Below are 18,089 nucleotides of genomic sequence, written 5' to 3' on the forward strand. Positions count from 1 at the left end.
CTGATCTCACGCCGGCTGGTCCATGCACTACTAAACGGCGCACCGGTCTGGGTTCTGCATGATTCGCTCCAGGAGGCCGTCGGCGCCCCGTTCGTCGTGCTTGAGCATGAGCGGGTGGATGGGCCGCGGTGGAGCAACACGAGTTAGCGCCCTGGGTTTGCCGGGGAATGGTCTAAAGGGTTACCGCCGGCAGCATCCCTGCGGCCAGTCTTTCCAAGGCCTCTCGCTTCAGAAGTGCCGCAAGCGCCATTGCCGCCGGCTCGTGGTTGGTGGCCTTCAGTATCTCAAGGTCGATCTTCGCGCGGCTGTCTAGCGCGATTGAGTAGTTGGCCGATGCCTCAGCGAATATTGCGTTCTCAGTCTCAGTGGCCCTTTCGGGGGTCATGCCTTGCTCCTGGACTAGCGACCGCCGCAAGCTGTCCCGAGACCTGCTGACGCCATCGAAATTTCTCATGGCTGCACGCTCGCCCTTCAGCGCAACCTCCCACTCCATGACCAGCTTCCTGAGCGCCGCCTCGTTGTGGTGCATTCGAATCCTCTCGCTATGTGATCCCAACTAGTTTCAGACGTATACCACCTAGGAGAGCGGTCAACCGCTTGCGCAGCTGACGCCCTCAGCGCCACAAGGAGAGAGAGATGCAAAACGAAACGCCTGTGATGGAGTGCCTGACTGCCTTTGCCGTTGTTCTACTGGTAGGGGCGGTGCTCGGGTCGTACCTCGCCATGAGCCACCGTTGATCGACTCCAGCCTTCCACAGACGTGGAGGGCTGGTTCCTTTTGCCTGAAACTTGGTGAATGAACTGGATGAGTTACGTCGAGAACTGTCGGCCCATTGGTTCGTTGATCCAAAATTGGAACAATGGGATGGCGAAGGTCACTTTCTATATTGACCAGAAAAGCGTTTAGTAGAGCTGCGGCAGTTGGCCGCGACAGTGGAGATGTGAAGTGAACATTGGCCCCGCTCATCGAGCGGCGGTGTTGAGGCTTAAAGAGGTACAAGCTCGGGTCGGCCTCAGTCGGTCGACAATCTACGAGCTCATTGGGAACTCTAAGCGGGCAGATCCATCGTTCCCGCGCTCATTCAAGATTGCCAACGGCGGCAGTGTTGGATTTCTGGAGTCCCAGGTTGAAAGTTGGATCCTTCAGCGTAGCGGAGTGGTGAATACCCCCACAGACGACTAATCACAAACACCAAGTTTTCGTACAACTGGCCTGCCCAGCGCGGCCTTTAAGAGTCCGATTCCTTGCCCAGCCCCCGCATTTAGGGCGCTCGTGGCTGTTTGTCATTTAGGAGTCTTTGTTATTGCTTGTCTGATTACCTAACGAGTGTTGCGCTAATGGCGCAGCCTGAAGGATCCGTATGCGCACTAAAAACAGCATCAACCTTAAAGCAGTACTTCAAAAGGCGATGGTGGTAGGGCCAGATTGCACTACACGCCTGATTACTGATGGAGCCACCTATCTCCGAGATTTGAAACTGGTCAGCGAGTTCATGGGGCAGTTGTCGAAAGGCGGCAGCGCTCCATTCTTTTCCTGTGAGTCTGGAGAACTGCTGGCCACTCCACTGGGAGCGACGTACCTCGATCTGCTGGGGATTGACTCCGATGGAATCCGCCGCAGTTTCCCCGGGCACGCGTTCAGTCCAGCGTTCGTCGCGTTTTCTCAGCATCTGGATGCGTCGCGCTTTGCCTGGGACGGCTTCCGGCCGCCCAACGAAATGCTCGAGACCGAGATACGTGGGCTGCAGTTGCTGGCCAAGAGTGATGGCTACAAGGGGGCCGTGGCGCTTCACAACCGGGGGAGCCGCAAGAACTTTGCTTCCTTGATGGAACTGATCGACAGCCTGTTCGAGACAAGCTCAAAGGTGCTGGCTGTTCGCGTTGACTTGGGGTTCGTCCGCAGCCAGTTGTTCGGTGGCTCGCTGAACTACATCCCCGATGCTAATCAAGCGAGGGCTTACCTCCGCACGATGTTGAAGTACTTGCGGCAGAAGCACGGCAAGATGGGGCTGCTGGCCTACGCATGGAAACTCGAGCTGGGGCCGGACAAGGGCTACCACGTCCACCTGCTGGCTCTTTATGATGGGCAGAAGGCTTGCCGGGACATCCAGCTGGGCCAGGCGATCGGCGAGCACTGGCAGCATCTGGTGACGCGAGGCCTGGGGCTGTACTACAACTGCAATGCGAACAAGCAGGAGTACTGGAAGCTGGGCATTGGGATGATTTCGCACTCGGATACTGAATTGCGTGATGGTCTGCGCTTGGCGGCCGCCTACCTGACCAAGCTCGATGAGCTGGTTAAGCTGGCCCTTCCGAGCCCCGCGAAGACGTTCGGCAAGTCGAAGCTTCCCAGCGCCAAGCACAGCGGCCTGGGACGGCCGCGGCTGAAGAAGCAGGAAGAGTAATTAGCTATGGCAGGGGGCGCTCAGCCGCTCCCTGCCTCTTTCTTCGAAACGGCCAGCGTCTCCGGAAGTGAGTACGATTGCGAGTAAGTGCAGCAAGTTCTCTCAAACAAAGACATATAAAACAACACGGTAAAGCGCCAATTCGGTTGCTGGTGGGCCACCACTTTCGCCGTTGCCGCAATCCCGTCACGTCGCGGCGCTAGCCTGCACTCCTTGAGCAACGGGATGCCGGACATGTTTTCAAACACGCGCCGCGCGCTGTCTGCCGCGATGTTGCTCGGGTTGCTTGCGGCCTGTTCGGATGAAGCGCCGCAGGCGCCGGTGACGTCAGGTACGTCCCTGGCCGCCGCGCCCATCGCTGCGCCCATCACCGACGAAGCCGGCCTGCGTGCCGCGGCCGGCAAGGCGCTGGCCGACCAGCGCTTCTACGCACCGGCCGGCAACAGCGCGCTGGACCACTACCTCGCGCTGCGGGACATTCGCCCGGACGACGCCAACCTCGCCACGGCGCTGCTGGAACTGCTGCCCTATGCGGTGATCGGCATCGAGCAGGCCGTCGCCCGCCAGGACCTGGACGAGGCAAGCCGCCTGCTGCGCCTGCTCGAGCGCGCCGATCCGCAGGCGCCGTCACTGCGGCGCCTGGCCGACAGCCTCGCCGCGGCGAATGCCTCCGCCGTCCAAGCCGCCGCCGAAGCGGTGGCGAAAGTCGAGCGCGACGAAGCGGCCCGGCAGGCCGAACGCGATGAACAGGCCGCCGGCCTGGCATCGCGCGCGGCGCTGGCGCCAGTGCCCGAGCCTGCGGCCGTTGCAAGTCCTGCCGCGCCGCGGCAGGCAGCGGCTGACGCTGCGCCGGCGGCAGTCCGCCCGGCCACCGCCAGGCCCGCGCCGCCCGTGGTGGCCGCTGCGGCGCCCGCCACCGTGCCGCCACCGACGGCCGCCACCGCCACACCGAGCCTGCTCAGTGCCCCGAGCCCGCGCTACCCGCTGACGGCCTTGCGCCGCAAACTCGAGGGCCAGGTCACCGTGCAGTTCACCATCCAGCCCGACGGCAGCGTGGCTGCGCCGCGCGTCGTGTCCGCGGACCCGCCGGGAATCTTCGATGAGGCCGCGCTGATGGCGGCCAGCCGGTGGCGCTTCGAGAGCGGAAGCCGCAGCGTGCCCAGCACGCGGGTGGTGCAGTTCCGTCTGGGCGAGGGCTAGCCATCGCACCGGGTCTTGACTCGCGAAGCGGGCAGCGGTCGGCATCGGCAAACCGGTACCGGTGCTGGTGGGGTGCTCGGCAAGCATGGCCGAGTGGGCGTTCTACCAGGCATCGCCTGGCTCCGCACTTGTCACGCCACGGCCGACGGTGACACCCTAGCGCCCCCGGAAATGCAGGAAAAACTCCCATGGCGATGGACGCGCAACAGGAGCAGCTGCTCGCCGACCTCGGCAAGTACGGCTGCCAGTCCATCCACGTGCAGGCCGAGGGCGACCTGCCCACGTACACGTATTCGGCTGGCGTCGGCCGCACCTCGTACGCGCCCGACATCGTGGTCTTCGGGCAGCCGCACGCCGTCGCGCATCGGCTCGTGCACATGTACTACAAGCGGCTGCGCGAGGGCGCACTGTTCGAGACCGACCAGCCGATCTCCGGCTTCCTGAGCAACCAGGACTGCCAGCTGCGCAGCGTGCATCCGTCCTGGCACACGATTCTGTTCGGCTGGAACGTCTGGCTGCACGATGGCCCGTCGTTCCGCATGCGGCAGCTGGTGTACCCCACCGTGGAAGGCATCTGGCCCTGGGATGGCCAGGCCAATGCGTGGCTGCGCCGCAACCAGCCGCTGCTGTCGCAGCCGGCCTGAGCCCTTTCGTGATCCAGCGGCATCTGATTGAACGCCAAACCGGGTCCATCCTCTTACCCTGCTCCCGGGTGGTGCCGTTCCGCGGGGGTGAAGCCCGGCGCCAGGCCCTCCGCTTGACTTGCAAATGCGAATCATTATCATCAACTCCCGTACCGACAGGAGGCCTGAGGATCATGACCCCGACCAACACCCCCGGCTTGCCCCGTGCCACCGCGTCCCGCCCGGCCTCGACGCAGGCCCAGTTCGACAGCCGTGAGCTGATGCGCGGCGCCCGCGAGGTGCTGATCCACCACGGCGGCCAGGTGTATCGCCTGCAGCACACCCGCAACGACAAGCTGATCCTGGTGAAGTAAGCCCAGCCCAGGGGCGACAGTGCGCCGCCCCGATGCGGCAATGCTGGCTAGAATGCCGGCAGGGCTCGACCAAAGCGTGTGCATGACTCGCCGCCGCCCGGATCCCACCCAGGCGCCGGAGCGCAATTGGCCATGACCCTGCTTGAAACCATCGAACACCCCACCGGCCCCGAACCGCGCTGGAGCATCCTGTGGCTGCACGGCCTGGGCGCCGACGGCCATGACTTCGCGCCGATCGTGCCCCAGCTGCTGCGGCCCGGATGGCCCGAGCTGCGCTTCGTGTTCCCGCACGCGCCGGTGCGCGCGGTCACCATCAATAACGGCGCCCGCATGCGCGCCTGGTACGACATCCGCAACTTCGATATCGACCAGCGCGCCGACGAAACCGGCGTGCGCGAATCCATCGCCCAGGTCGACGCGCTGATTGCGCGCGAAGTCGAGCGCGGCGTGCCGCCGGAGCGGATCATCCTGGCGGGTTTTTCGCAGGGCGGCGCCATCGCCCTGGCGGCGGGGGTGCGGCGCGAAGCGGCGCTGGGCGGCATCGTCGCCCTGTCCACCTACCTGCCCATGGCCGCGACCACGGCGCCCGAAGCCACCCGCGCCGGGCTGTCCACGCCGGTGTCCATGGCGCACGGCAAACTCGATCCGGTGGTTCCCGAATCGCTGGGCGAGCGCAGCCGCGACGCCCTGCTGGCCCTGGGCATGGCGATTGATTGGCGCAGCTATCCGATGCCGCACAGCGTCAGCGCGGCGGAAATTGACGACCTGGGCGACTGGCTGCAGCAGCGCTTCCTTGCCTGAGCCTTGCAGGCTGGCCGCATAATCCCTCAATGCTCACGCCCAAGCCCGCCTGGCTTCCCGACCTTTGCAGCATCAACCGGCTGGTGGCCGTGCTGGGCGTGGCGCAGCTGGTGGTGCTGGTGATTGCGCTGGCGCCGGTGGGCGGCGATCGCTGGCGCGTGCCAGATTTTCTTTCGGTGTCCGCCTATGCGGCCTGGGTCGCGCTGGCGTCGGCCGTGCTGCTGTGCAAGCTGCGAGCCCGGATCCATGGCCTGGGGCCCTGGCTTGGCCGCGCGGTCGCGGTGGCGGCGCCCATGGCGGTGGCGGGGCTGTGCGCGTGGTCGCTGCAGTTTCTGGGGTTCGGCGATCCGCAGGCGGAAGCGGCCGGCACCGGCGGCGGATTCATTGCCAGCAGCATGGTGCTTACGGGCCTGATCGGCGGCGTGGCGCTGCGCTACTTCTACGTGCGCGACCAGTGGCAGGCGCAGGTGCAGGCGCGCGCGAAAGCATCGGTGGACGCCCTGCAGGCGCGCATCCGCCCGCACTTCCTGTTCAATTCGATGAATTCCATCGCCAGCCTGGTGCGCACCGACCCGGTAAGCGCCGAGCGGGCGCTTGAAGACCTGGCCGACCTGTTCCGCGCCGCGCTGGGCGCCGGCGACGGCGACGCCACGCTGCAGCAGGAAATCGAACTGGCCAGGCGCTACCTGGCCATCGAGAAACTACGCCTTCGCGACCGGCTGCGCGTGTCCTGGAAGCTGCCCGAGCCGCTGCCCGCCATCCGACTGCCCAAGCTGGTGCTGCAGCCGCTACTTGAGAACGCCGTGGTGCACGGCATCGCGCCGCTGCCCGAGGGCGGCGAGATCGAGGTGTCCATCCGCGTGGCGCGTGATCGGCTGGAGCTGCGCATCACCAACCCCTGCCGGCACGCAGGCATGAACGACGCCGGCAGCAGCGCCGGCAATGGCCACGCCCAGGCGTCCATCGCGCAGCGGCTGGCCTTCCACTTCGGTCCGGGCGCCAAGATGACGGCCCGCCTGGTGGACGGCCACTACTTCTGCGAAATCTCGTTGCCCATGCCATGAAGATACTGATTGTTGACGACGAACCGCTGGCACGCGAACGCATGGCGTCCCTGCTGCATGACCTGGGCGGCTGTGAGCTGTCGGGCGAGGCGAGCAACGGCCGCGAGGCGGTCGAGAAGGCCGAGTCCCTGGGCGTGGACTTGGTGCTGCTGGACGTGGCCATGCCCGTGATGGACGGGCTGGAAGCCGCGCGGCACCTGGCCGGCATGGCCTCGCCGCCGGCCGTGGTGTTCTGCACCGCGTTCGACCAGCACGCACTGGCGGCGTTCGAAGCGGCGGCGGTGGACTACCTGGTCAAGCCCGTGCGACCCGAACGCCTGGCCGAAGCGATCGAGCGCGCCCGTCGCCAGCGCCTGGGGCAGCAGCAGCCGGCGCCCCCGGTACTGCCCGCCCAGGGCAGCGGCCGACGCCGCAGCCATCTCAGCGCGCGGCTGCGCGGCTGCCTGCGCCTGATCCCGGTGGACGACATCCGCTACCTGCAGGCGGAGGAAAAATACGTCGTGGTGCACCACGGCCGCGGCGAAGACCTCGTGGAGGAATCGCTGAAGTCGCTCGAGGCTGAATTCGGCGAACGCTTCATTCGCATCCACCGCAACTGCCTGGTGGCCTGGGCCGAGTTCGCCGAGCTGCGCCGTTCCCCCGACGGACAGGTCCATGCCATCCTGCGCAACGGCGGCACGCCGCTGGAAGTCAGCCGCCGCTGCCTGCCGCAGCTGCGCGAGCGCCTCAAGCACCTTTAGGAATCCCGACATGACGACCCTGCGACTGGCCACACGTGAAAGCGCGCTTGCTCTCTGGCAGACCGAACACGTCGCCGCGCGCCTGCGCGAAGCCCACCCCGGCCTGGACGTAGTGCTGGTGCCCATGACCACGCGCGGTGACCAGCTGCAGGACCGGCCGCTGTCGGAAGTGGGCGGCAAGGGACTTTTCCTGAAAGAGCTCGAGGTGGCCATGATGGAAGGCCGCGCCGATGCCGCCGTGCATTCGCTCAAGGACGTGCCGATGGAGCTGGACGGGCCGTTCGAGCTGGCGGCCGTGCTGGAGCGCGCCAACCCGTTCGACGCTTTCGTGTCGGTAAAGTACGAGGCGCTGGAAGAGCTGCCGTTCGGCGCCAAGGTGGGCACGTCGTCGCTGCGCCGGCAGTCGCTGCTGCGCGCGCACCGCCCCGATCTCAAGTTGGTTGACCTGCGCGGCAACGTCAACACGCGCCTGGCCAAGCTCGACGCCGGCGACTACGACGCCATCGTGCTGGCCTGCGCCGGCCTCGAGCGACTGGGCCTGGGTGGACGCATCCGTGAAACGCTCACGGCGCCGCGCTTCATCCCCGCGGCCGCGCAGGGCGCCATCGCCATCGAATGCCGCCAGGGCCAGGCCGAGGTGCTGGCGCTGCTGTCGGCGCTCGACCACGCCCACACCCGCGCCTGCGTCAGCGCCGAACGGGCGATGACGCGCACCCTGGGCGGCAGCTGCCAGGTGCCCATCGCCGCCTACGCCACGCTCAACAAGGACAAGCTGTCGCTTGAAGGACTGGTCGGCCGCGCCAGCGACGGCAAGACGGTACGCGGCTATGCCAGCGGCCCGATGTCCGAACCCGACAAGCTGGGCCAGCAGGTGGCCGACATGCTGGTGAGCCGCGGCGCCGACGCCCTGCTCGACCTCTAGTAGTAAAGCATCACCACGTGCCGGGCCTGGGCGAAGAACAGCCAGCGCTCCACCATCGCGCCCAGCAGCGCCGAAACCGCCGCCACCGACAGCGCCGAAAGCGCGAAGCCCGGGTGCAGCAGCGTGAGCGCACACGCCGCCGCGGGCAAGCCGCCGAACAGCAGCAGCGCCAGCCGGCGCAGCTTCAGCGCATGTTTGCGCGCCAGCACATAGCCCATTTCGCGGGTGAGGTAATTGGCTTCGGTGTGCGGACGTTCGAACACGGTGGCCACGCGGTCGGCGGGCAGCCCCAGCGCCGAAGCGCGCGTCACCGGCAGCTCGCCGCGATCGATGTCGCGCCAGTAGCGGCGCTTGAGCACCATCATGGCGATCGCCAGCATCAGCGCGGCCAGCACCAGAAGTTCATGCGGGGCCTGGTCGGCGGCCAGCAGGGCCAGGGCGCCCAATCCGCCGGTCAGCAGCGCAAAGCCCAGATAGGCGGGCAGCACCAGCGCATGGCTCCAGGCCGGGATCGGCTTGAGCGAGGCGTAGATCATCGCCGTACACGCTACGGTAGCCATGGAAAGCGCGGCCAGCAGCACCAGCAGCACAGGCACCAGCAGCTTGGAAAACGCCATGCCCGAGACCAGCAGGACCACCAGCGCGACCAACGGCAGGTAGGTGGCCAGCGCCAGCACGCCCTCGCGCGACAGCCAGCTGGTGCGCCACTGGCTGAAGGCGCGCCAGGCGCGCAGCGGCTTGCCCAGGTGCAGGGTGGAGCTGAGCAGGCCCAGGCTTACCAGCACGAAGCCGGCGGCCAAGCCCACCAGGTGCAAGGTGTAAGCCGAAAGACCGCCCGGCGAACCCAACAGGGACAGCGACAGCCAGAACCACAGGCCGTAGCCCAGCCCCGAGGCGGTGGTGAACAAGATGACGGAAAAGGCCGGATGCATGTCAGCGGCTCAGCGCGCGGTCCAGCCAGCGCAGCAGCGGGTTGAGGTCGGCGGTATCGAGTTTTTCAATCGGTGCCGCGGGCGCGGGCGCGGGTGCCTGCTCGCCGCCGCGGCGCGGGCGCATCGGCAGGTAGCTGTTCACCGGTGCATAGCCCAATTCGGGCATCAGCGCCACGCCGCCGCGTTCGGCCACCAGCCTGGAAACAGCGGACTCGGGATCGCCCAGGTCGCCAAAGTGGCGCGCCCGGGTCGGGCAGGCCTGCACGCAGGCCGGCTGGCGCGACACTTCCGGGATGGTTTCGTTGTAGATGCGGTCCACGCACAGCGTGCATTTCTTCATCACGCCTTCCACGGCGCTGTACTCGCGCGCGCCGTAGGGGCAGGCCCAGCTGCACAGCTTGCAGCCGATGCACTTGTCCTCGTCCACCAGCACGATGCCGTCCTCGGCGCGCTTGTAGCTGGCGCCGGTGGGGCAGACGGTGACGCACGCGGGCGTTTCGCAGTGCAGGCAGCTGCGCGGGAAATGCAGCGTGCTGGCCGCCTGTTCGGCGGTGGCCGCCACTTCGTAGCTGTGCACGCGGTTGAACCACACGCCGTAAGGGTCGGTGCCGTAGGGGTTTTCGTCGGTCAGCGGCCCGGTGATGCCGCCGGCGTTCCATTCCTTGCACGACACCGCGCAGGCATGGCAGCCCACGCAGGTGTCCAGGTCGATGACGAGACCCAGCTTCTTCTTCGACGGCGGCGGCAGGGCGGTCATCAGAACGGGAAGAATATCGGTATCAGGTACACCGCCAGCCCCCAGAACAGCAGGTTGAGCGGGATGCCCATCTTCATGAAGTCCACGAACCGGTAGTTGCCGGCGTTGTACACCATGGTGTTGGTCTGGTAGCCCACCGGCGTCGCGAACGCGGTGGATGCCGCGAACATCACCGCCACCAGGAAGGGCGTCGGGCTGACGTCCATCGACACCGCGGTGGTGAAGGCGATCGGCGTGATCAGCACGGCGGCGGCGTTGTTGCTCATCATCTCGGTCAGCAGCGCCGTGATGAGGTAAATGGCCGCCAGCACGGCCAGCGGCCCGAACCCGCCCACCATGTCCACGCCGAAATCGGCGACCAACTGCGCCAAGCCGGACTTCTGCATCGCGATGCCCAGCGGCAGCACGCCGGCCAGCAGCACGATCACGCGCCAGTCGATGGCCTGGTAGGCCTGGTCGTTGCCGATGCAGCGCGTGGCCACCAGGGCAATGCCGCCCAGGATGGCCGAGGCCACGATCGGCAGGATGCCCATCGCCGCCACCGCCACCGAAGCCACCATGATGCCCACCGCCAGCAGGGCTTTGCGCCGCGGCTGCTTGGCTTCACCGCGTTCGTTGAGCACCACCAGGTTGGCATTGGCCTTGATCACGTCCAGGTCCGACCGGGGCGAAAGCATCAACAGCACGTCGCCGACATTCAGCGGAACGTCCTTGATCTTGTCGCGCAGCACTTCGCCACGGCGGTGCAGGGCCAGCACGGTGGCGTTGTAATGCCACTGGAAGTCGAGCTGGGCGAGCGTCTGCCCGACCATGCGTGCGCCCGGCGCCACCATCACCTCGGCCAGCACCTGGGCGGCGTCGCCGTCTTCGCCGGTGAACTGGCTGTCCTTGAGCTTGAATTCGGAGTCCAGCTCCAGGCGCGTGGTCTCCTTCAATGCCTCGAGCTTGGTCCAGTCGCCGCGCACCAGCAGCACGTCGCCCTCGCGCAGCAGTTCGGCACGCGGGGACCAGTGCTTTTCTTCGCCGCGCAGCAGCTCCAACACGTATACGGAGTGTTTCTCCGCCAGCTGCGCCTGCGCCACCGACTTGCCGATCAGCGGGGACTTCTCCATCACGCGCAGCTCGGTGATGTACTTGCCCAGCTCGTAGGTTTCGCTGAGCGCCGAAGGCGGATGGTGCGGCAGCAGCCAGCGCCGGAAAACCAGTATGTAGAGGAAGCCCACGCCCATCACGATCAGGCCCAACGGCGCGAAGTCGAAGATGCCGAAGCCGGGATGGCCCAGGTCCTTGGCCATGGAGTTGACCAGCAGGTTGGTGGACGTGCCGATCAGCGTGCACACGCCGCCCATCTGCGCCGCGTACGACAGCGGGATCAGCAGCTGCGAAGGCGACATGCGGTTGGCGGCCGTGGCCGCCAGCACCATCGGCAGGAACACCGCCACGGCCGCGGTGTTGTTGACGAAGGCCGAAATTGGCCCGATCACGGCCATCAGCACCACCAGGAACAGCCAAGGCCGCTTGATGCGCCCAAACATCCGGCCGATCGGCAGCAGGGCGCCGGTATGCGCCAGGCCGGCGCTGAGCACGAACATCGCCGCCACCGTGATCGTGGCTTCACTGCTGAAGCCCGACAGCGCTTCGGCCGGCGACACCAGGCCCAGCACCAGCAGGCTGGCCAGCACCAGCATGGCCACCACGTCCACCGGCAGTTTCTCGGTCATGAACAGCGCCACGGCGCCGGCCAGGACCGCAAGGGTAAGCAGGGCCTGCAGTTCCATCGTCAACTTTTCCTGAAGCTGGCGCCGTAGCGCAGCGGGGTAGTGGGGGGTGTGCCGGCATCCACCGCTGCAAACTGCGGCAGGCTGTCTTCGCCCGCTTCGGCGCGGGTGATGGCCACGCGCAGGTCGAACCAGGCGGCCTGGCCGGTCACCGGGTCGGCGTTGGCATAGCCCTCGCGCGGCAGAATGTCGGAGATCAAATGATTCAGCAGGAAACCCTTGCGGCTTTCGGGGGCGTCCTTGTGCAGTTTCCAGGCGCCGCGGCGCTTGCCGATGGCGTTCCAGGTCCACACCGTGTCGGGCTGCACGTTGCCGGCCAGGCGGCACTGCACCGTGATCCGGCCCTGGTGCGAATCCACGTGCACCCAGTCGTCGTCGGCCAGGCCGTGGCGCGCCGCGGTGTCGGGATGCAGGTACAGGAAGTTGCGCGCCGTGATCTGCCGCAGCCAGGCGTTCTGCGAACCCCAGGCGTGGTACATGAACGGCGGGCGCTGGGTGACGGCGCTGAGCGGATAGCGATGGGTTTCCACCTGCGCGCCCTCGAACGGTTCGTACCAGATCGGCAGCGGGTCGAAGTAGCGCGCCACGCGCTCGCGCTCGGCCGCCGGCGGCTGCACCGGGCCATGCCCCTGGGCGGCCAGGCGGAACTTCTGCAGCGTTTCCGAATACAGCTCCAGCACCACCGGCTCGGCACGCGCGATGAAGCCCATGCCCTGCGACCACTGCAGGTAGTCGCGGTTGGCCATCTTGAAGTAGCGCCCCGCGGCGGGCACATCCATGTGCCAGAAGCCGCCGTTCTCGCGGTAGCGGTCGAGCTGTTGCGGGTTCGGGCTGCCCTTGCCGTGCTGCGTTCCGTCGCCGCGCCAGCCGGCCAGCAGGCCCACGCCCGGCGCGCGTTCGTGGTTGACGATGTAGTCGGCGTAGTCGGCGTAGCGCGGCGTGCCGTCTTCCTTCAGCAGCGCCGGCAGGCCGATGCGCGCGCCCAGGTCCAGCAGCACCGACTGGAAGCCGCGCACGTCGCGGCCCTCGCGCTGCACGGCCGCCGCTCCTGCGCGTCCTGCGCCTGCGGCATGGGTGCGTCCCTGCACGGCAGCGTCCAGCACCGGGTGGCGGATGGCGTCGGCGGCGCGGTCGGCGTCGGAGATCGGCCGGTCCAGCAGCGAAATGGCGTCGAAGCGTTCAAGGTACGTGGTGTCGGGCAGCACCAGGTCGGCGTAGGCCACCATCTCGCTCGAATACGCGTCCGAGTAGATGATTTTCGGGATGCGGTATTCGCCGTCCTCGCCTTTGTCGGTCAGCCAGCGCATGGTCTCGCCGGTGTTCATGGCCGAGTTCCAGCTCATGTTCGCCATGAACAGGAACAGCACGTCCACCGTCTGCGGGTCGCCGGCCCAGGCGTTGCGGATCACCGTGTGCAGCATGCCGTGCACGGCCAGCGGGTAGCGCCAGGAGTAGGCGTGGTCCAGGCGGCGCGGCTCGCCCGCGGCATCCACCAGCAGGTCCTCGGGGCCGTGGATGAAGCCCAGCGGCGGCGCGTCCAGCGCGCCGTTGGCCAGGCGGGTCTTGCCGGGCCGGTTGGCGGGCGGGATCGGGCGCGGGAACGGCGGCTGGTAGCGGAAGCTGCCCGGCGTATCCACCGCGCCCAGCAGCAGCTGCAGCAGGTGCAGCGCGCGGCAGGTGTGGAAGCCGTTGCTGTGCGCGCTGATGCCGCGCATGGCGTGGAAGGCCACCGGCCGGCCCACCATCTTTTCGTGCACGCGGCCGTGCGTGTCGGTCCAGGGCTGGTCGATCACCACCGGTTGGTCGAACGCGGCCGCGGCCAGCTCGCGGGCGATGCGGCGGATGGTGTCGGCCGGCACGCCGCAGCGATCGGCCACGGCGTCGGGCGCGTACTGCGGGTCGAGGTAGCGCTGCGCCAGCAGCTGGAACACCGGCACGGCGCGGCCACCGTCGGGCAATACGAATTCGCCGACGATGACCGGCGACACGCCGGTACCTTCCGCCAGCCCGACCGCGCCGGCGCGGTCCCAGCACAGCGCGCGGCCGTCTGCGTCGCGGGCGAACAGTCCGTCGTCGGCGCCGCCGGGGTTTTGCCGCACCAGCCAGTGCGCATTGGTGAAGCGCACCAGGTAGTCCAGGTCCACCTTGTCGGCGGCCAGCAGTTCATGGATCAGCGCGAACGCGAACAGGCCGTCGGTGCCGGGCCGGATGCCGATCCATTCGTCGGCGATGGCGCCGTAGCCGCTGCGCACCGGATTCACCGCCACCACTTTGGCGCCGCGGCCCTTGAGCTGGCCCAGGCCGAGCTTGATCGGGTTGGAGTCGTGGTCTTCGGCCACGCCCCACAGCATCAGGTATTTTGCATGCTCCCAGTCGGGCTCGCCGAACTCCCAGAAGCTGCCGCCCAGGGTGTACAGCCCGCCGGCGGCCATGTTCACCGAACAGAAGCCGCCGTGGGCGGCGTAGTTGATGGTGCCGTACTGCTGGGCCCACCAGCCGGTGAGCGCCTGGGACTGGTCGCGGCCCGTGAAGAACGCCAGGCGGTTGGGGTCGCGTTCGCGGGTGTCGCCCAGCCACTTGGCCGCCAGGGCCAGGGCCTCGTCCCATTCGATCTCGCGGAACTTGCCTTCGCCGCGTTCGCCCACCCGCAGCAGCGGCTTGTCCAGCCGGGCCGGCGAGTAGTGCTGCATGATGCCGGCCGAACCCTTCGCGCACAGCACGCCGCGGTTCACCGGGTGCGCGGGGTTGCCTTCGATGTAGCGGATGCGGCCCTGGCTGAGGTGCACGTTGATGCCGCAGCGGCAGGCGCACATGTAGCACGTGGTCTGCTTGACCTCGTCGCCCACCGGCTGCTGCAATTTCAGTTCGGGTTCCCGCATGCCCGGCATTGTGCCGGGCGCGGGCGCTTACCGCGAGCGTTGCCTAGTTCGGGACCTTGATCTCGATGCTCGGGTCGTTGAACTGGCTGTAGCGGATCTGGTACCTGAACTTGCCCTTTTCCACGCCACCCGTGGTTTCTACCTGGATGGGCAGCCCGGTTTTCTTTGAAACATAGGTCAGCGTTTCCATCGCCTTGCCGTCCACGGTGGTCAGGAAGTAGTAGACGAGGGACGGCTCGCCCGCCACCAGCGCATTTTCCAGCTGCTTGACGTTGATGCCTGCCTGCAGCTCCTCGATGGCTTTGGGGTGGCGGTACTGGCTGGGGTCAACCTCTGGCGGCAGCGGCACGGCGAAGGTGTGGCCCTCGATGGTCATGTGCATGGTGCGGCCGATGATGACCTGGCGACCGGGGGCGTTGGAGAGCGTTACCGAGTAGCGGTCGGGAAAGACGAACTCCAACTTGCTCACTTCGGTGTTGGTGTCGAGGTTGGTGATGGTGGCCCTGAAGGTCTTGACCTTCATGAACTTCAGGAAGGCCTCCTTCAGGTCGGCGCGGGCGTCGGCCTGGGCGGTGCCGGTGGCCAGCAGGGATGCCAGCAGGAGGGCGAGGGTGGCGGTGTGTTTCATCGGGTATCCCAGGCGCTTGGAGGGAAGGAGCGCCAATGCCATGCTAAACGTTACCCTGGTACCCATCCGGACAACTCCATGGACCGCTACGAGCGCATCCTCGCCCTGCACCGCAGCCTCAAGACCTCGCGCTACCCGGTGGCCATCAAGGGGCTGATGGAGGAACTGGCCTGTTCGCGGGCCACGCTTTACCGCGACATCGCCTTCCTGCGCGACGCGCTGGGCGCGCCCATCGAAAGTGAAGGCGAGGGCAGCATCCGCTACGACCAGAAGGAAGCCGAACGCTTCGAGCTTCCGGGCCTGTGGCTGAACTCCGACGAACTGCACGCGCTGCTGGCCGCGCACCAGTTGCTCGACCGCACCGGGCAGGGCGTGCTTTCCAGCGCACTGGCGCCGTTGAAGGGCCGCATCGAATCGCTGCTGGCGCAGCAGGCGGGCGGCAAGCGCTGGCCGGTGGAGCGCGTGCGGGTGATCGCCAGCGGCGTTCGCCGCCGCGACGAGCTGGCGTTCCGCATCGTCGCCGGCGCGGTGCTCGAGCGCCGCCAGCTGGAGTTCGACTACCTGGCGCGGTCCACCAACGAGCGCACCCACCGCAAGGTGTCGCCGCAGCGGCTGACCCACTACAAGGACAACTGGTACCTGGACGCCTGGGACCACGAGCGCGAAGGGCTGCGCAGCTTCTCGGTGGACCGGGTGCAGCACGCGAAGCTGCTTGACGGCACCGCGCGCGACCTGCCCGACGCCGAGCTCAACCAGCACCTGGCGTCGAGCTACGGCATCTTCTCCGGTTCGCCCAAGGGCATCGCCACCCTCCTGTTTTCGCCCAAGGCGGCGCGCTGGGTGGCCGACGAGCACTGGCACTCCAAGCAGGAGGGCCGCTTCCTGCCCGATGGCCGCTACGAGCTCAAGCTGCCCTACAGCCACGCCAAGGAACTGCTGATGGACGTGCTGCGCTACGGCGCCGATGCCGAAGTGACCGAGCCCGAATCGCTGCGCCAGCAGGCGCGCACGCTGCTGCAGCTGGCGCTGTCGAACTATGAGCGTTGAGGACTCCGGCACCGCGCGCCGCAACGGCAAGCGCGTGGCCCTGGTGCTGGGGGCCGGCGGCGCGCGTGGCCTGGCCCATGTGGGCGTGGTGCAGGCGATCGAGGCGCGCGGCTACGAAATCGCCGGCATTGCCGGCGCCTCGATGGGCGCACTGGTGGGCGGCATCTACGCCGCCGGCCGGCTGGAGGAGTACAGCGAGTGGGCGCGCGGGCTTGAGCGCAGCGACGTGCTCAAGCTGCTCGATTTCGGCTTCGGGTTTCCCGGCCTGATCCGCGGCGACCGGGTGATCGGCGCGCTGCGCGAACTGGTGGGCGACCACCTGATCGAAGAACTGGCCATTCCCTACATCGCCGTCGCCACCGACCTGGCCAGCCAGCGCGAGGTCTGGCTGACGCGCGGCAAGCTGTTCGACGCCATTCGCGCGTCCATCGCCATCCCGATGATCTTCACGCCGCAGATGCTCGACGGCCGCGAACTGGTGGACGGCGGCCTGCTGGCGCCGATGCCCATCGCAGCCACGCGCCAGATGCGGGTGGACCGCGTGATCGCCGTGGACGTGAACGGGCCGGTGAGCTGGATCAACGCCGCCCTGGAGCCCCGCGCCCAGGAAATAACCGCCGGCCACGCCGAAGGCGAACTCGTGGAGCGGCCCGCCGACGCCGGCCCGGCCTCGCTGCGCGAGCGCATGGCCAGCCTCTGGGACGAATGGGCGGGATCGGACGACGGCGGCGCCAAGCCGGCAAAGACCCGCGGCATGATGGACCTGATGTCGCGCTCCCTGGACACCATGCAGGCGCACATGTCGCGCGTGCAGCTGGCCCAGGACCCGCCCGACCTGCTGATCCAGATATCGCGCGAAGCCGCCACTTTCTACGAATTCTGGCGCGGCGAAGAGCTCATGGAAAAGGGCCGCGAGGCCGCTGAAAAAGCCCTCGACGCGGCCCGCCTGTAGCCTTTACTGGAAGCCCGGCTGGCCCACCTGGTCGGCGAACTGGGGCACGCGCAGGAACTGCGACGTGTCGTAGCCATAGGCGCTGAACTTCGCCCGGAGGCCTTCGTACTGCGCCGCGTCCATGGCCTGGTTGCGCGCGAACACCCAGCCCATCTTGCGCTTCGGGTGGCCGATCAGCGCCCAGGAATAGTCCGGCGCCACTTCCAGCACCAGCAGGTCGGCCTTCACCAGCCCGAGGAAGAAAGCGATTTCCCACTGGGCGTTGTTGGTGCCCGGCACCACGGTGGCGACGCCCTTCATCTGCTGCTCGGGCCTGTCGAAGGACTTGCGGTAGGCGTAGACGTTGGCGATCTTGCCATCGTCGCGCAACGTGTAGATGTCGGCGGTGGCGACTTTTCCGTTCTCGGCGAAGTAGGGAATGTTGGCAATCACCCACCACCGGCCCATGAAGCGCTCCAGGTCGATGTTCGCGGTGCTGGTCAGGGGCGGCATGGCGGTTCCTCCGGTGCTGGCGCAGGCGGCCAGCAACAGCAGGCCGGGCAGGAGCAGGATCAGGGCGAGGCGGCGCATGGCGGGCATCCGTTCGATGGAAGGCCAGCCTGCGCCCGCGGGGCTGAAGGGGGCGTCAATGCGGTCTCGGTCCGTGAGACGGGGCTGGGCGAGGCTGTTCACAAGCCAGCCCACCCAGGAGTTCGACATGCCGCACCTGCGCCCCGATGCCGCCACCCCCGCCCCGTACCTGGCCCGGACGCTTTGGCAGTGGCTGGCCCTGGGATTGATGGCCGTCGTGGCGCTGCCCGCGGCGCGCGGCCCGGCCTACCTGCTGGGCAACCTGCCGTTCTGGCTGCTGATCGTACCCAGCCTGGCCCTGGTCATCCTTTACCGGCATGCCCTGGCGGCGGCCTGGCGCCCCGTGAAAAAACGTGACCCCCCCCCCCCCCCCCGCCCCAGCCCCCGCCCACCCCCGCCCCGTACCTGGCCCGGACG

Annotated in this window: 17 protein-coding genes and 1 pseudogene; 11 read left to right on the plus strand and 7 right to left on the minus strand. The window is 67.5% G+C overall.

The features are described 5' to 3' along the window. Positions 1–172 precede the first annotated feature (172 nt). Positions 173–529 (minus strand): hypothetical protein, encoded by a 357-nt coding sequence (locus K0M70_RS02985; protein ID WP_290779090.1) that lies wholly within the window; start codon positions 527–529, stop codon positions 173–175. Positions 530–1,361: 832 nt separating this feature from the next. On the opposite strand from K0M70_RS02985, the gene K0M70_RS02990 reads away from it, so the two are divergent. The 8 genes and pseudogenes from K0M70_RS02990 to hemC all read left to right on the plus strand — a co-directional run bounded on the left by K0M70_RS02990 (position 1,362) and on the right by hemC (position 8,129). Beyond that, positions 1,362–2,405, plus strand: coding sequence for an inovirus-type Gp2 protein (locus tag K0M70_RS02990; protein ID WP_290779092.1), 1,044 nt, complete (start codon positions 1,362–1,364; stop codon positions 2,403–2,405). Between the two features lie 234 nt (positions 2,406–2,639). Continuing rightward, positions 2,640–3,605, plus strand: a complete 966-nt coding sequence (locus tag K0M70_RS02995; protein WP_290779095.1) for an energy transducer TonB — start codon at positions 2,640–2,642, stop codon at positions 3,603–3,605. Between the two features lie 188 nt (positions 3,606–3,793). Continuing rightward, positions 3,794–4,249 (plus strand): DUF4262 domain-containing protein, encoded by a 456-nt coding sequence (locus K0M70_RS03000; RefSeq protein ID WP_290779098.1) that lies wholly within the window; start codon positions 3,794–3,796, stop codon positions 4,247–4,249. A gap of 248 nt (positions 4,250–4,497) precedes the next feature. Then, positions 4,498–4,602, plus strand: a pseudogene (locus tag K0M70_RS16055) (hemin uptake protein HemP); the annotation flags it as partial. Between the two features lie 132 nt (positions 4,603–4,734). Beyond that, positions 4,735–5,403 carry an alpha/beta hydrolase gene (locus tag K0M70_RS03010; RefSeq protein WP_290779103.1) on the plus strand — a complete coding sequence of 223 codons (669 nt, stop codon included), beginning with the start codon at positions 4,735–4,737 and terminating at the stop codon, positions 5,401–5,403. Between the two features lie 29 nt (positions 5,404–5,432). After that, entirely contained in the window at positions 5,433–6,467 is a 1,035-nt protein-coding gene (locus tag K0M70_RS03015) for a sensor histidine kinase (protein WP_290779106.1), read from the plus strand. Beyond that, on the plus strand, positions 6,464–7,207 hold the full coding sequence (locus K0M70_RS03020; protein WP_290779110.1) for a LytTR family DNA-binding domain-containing protein: 744 nt from the start codon (positions 6,464–6,466) through the stop codon (positions 7,205–7,207). The genes K0M70_RS03015 and K0M70_RS03020 overlap by 4 nt, the downstream gene beginning before the upstream one ends. Before the next feature lie 10 nt (positions 7,208–7,217). Next, positions 7,218–8,129 (plus strand): hydroxymethylbilane synthase, encoded by a 912-nt coding sequence (hemC, locus tag K0M70_RS03025; RefSeq protein ID WP_290779113.1) that lies wholly within the window; start codon positions 7,218–7,220, stop codon positions 8,127–8,129. On the opposite strand, the gene K0M70_RS03030 is transcribed toward hemC, so the two are convergent. The 5 genes from K0M70_RS03030 to K0M70_RS03050 are packed head-to-tail and all read right to left on the minus strand — an operon-like array spanning position 8,126 to position 15,103. Then, positions 8,126–9,061 carry a DmsC/YnfH family molybdoenzyme membrane anchor subunit gene (locus K0M70_RS03030; RefSeq protein WP_290779117.1) on the minus strand — a complete coding sequence of 312 codons (936 nt, stop codon included), beginning with the start codon at positions 9,059–9,061 and terminating at the stop codon, positions 8,126–8,128. The two genes, hemC and K0M70_RS03030, sit on opposite strands and share 4 nt — an antisense overlap. 1 nt (position 9,062) lies before the next feature. Next, entirely contained in the window at positions 9,063–9,818 is a 756-nt protein-coding gene (locus K0M70_RS03035; RefSeq protein ID WP_290779120.1) for a 4Fe-4S dicluster domain-containing protein, read from the minus strand. Next, positions 9,818–11,596, minus strand: a complete 1,779-nt coding sequence (locus K0M70_RS03040; RefSeq protein ID WP_290779123.1) for an SLC13 family permease — start codon at positions 11,594–11,596, stop codon at positions 9,818–9,820. Before K0M70_RS03040 ends, K0M70_RS03035 begins: the two co-directional genes overlap by 1 nt. Before the next feature lie 2 nt (positions 11,597–11,598). Beyond that, on the minus strand, positions 11,599–14,475 hold the full coding sequence (locus K0M70_RS03045; protein ID WP_290779126.1) for a molybdopterin oxidoreductase family protein: 2,877 nt from the start codon (positions 14,473–14,475) through the stop codon (positions 11,599–11,601). A gap of 43 nt (positions 14,476–14,518) precedes the next feature. Next, a complete protein-coding gene (locus K0M70_RS03050) occupies positions 14,519–15,103 on the minus strand; it encodes a hypothetical protein (protein WP_290779129.1) in 585 nt (194 codons plus the stop codon). 78 nt (positions 15,104–15,181) lie between these two features. Here K0M70_RS03050 and K0M70_RS03055 point away from each other — a divergent pair, with 78 nt between their 5' ends. Further along, complete coding sequence (locus K0M70_RS03055; RefSeq protein WP_290779132.1) at positions 15,182–16,150, plus strand: YafY family protein; 969 nt, start codon at positions 15,182–15,184, stop codon at positions 16,148–16,150. After that, positions 16,140–17,102 (plus strand): patatin-like phospholipase family protein, encoded by a 963-nt coding sequence (locus K0M70_RS03060; RefSeq protein WP_290779134.1) that lies wholly within the window; start codon positions 16,140–16,142, stop codon positions 17,100–17,102. Before K0M70_RS03055 ends, K0M70_RS03060 begins: the two co-directional genes overlap by 11 nt. A 3-nt stretch (positions 17,103–17,105) precedes the next feature. Here the strand turns inward: K0M70_RS03060 and K0M70_RS03065 are convergent, their stop codons facing one another. Continuing rightward, positions 17,106–17,672, minus strand: a complete 567-nt coding sequence (locus tag K0M70_RS03065) for a lipocalin family protein (protein ID WP_290779136.1) — start codon at positions 17,670–17,672, stop codon at positions 17,106–17,108. Between the two features lie 127 nt (positions 17,673–17,799). On the opposite strand from K0M70_RS03065, the gene K0M70_RS03070 reads away from it, so the two are divergent. Continuing rightward, on the plus strand, positions 17,800–18,089 hold a 290-nt coding region (locus K0M70_RS03070), incomplete at its 3' end, for a hypothetical protein (protein WP_290779139.1).

Source organism: Arenimonas sp. (assembly GCF_019459675.1).
In the GTDB taxonomy this organism is placed as follows: Bacteria; Pseudomonadota; Gammaproteobacteria; order Xanthomonadales; family Xanthomonadaceae; genus Arenimonas.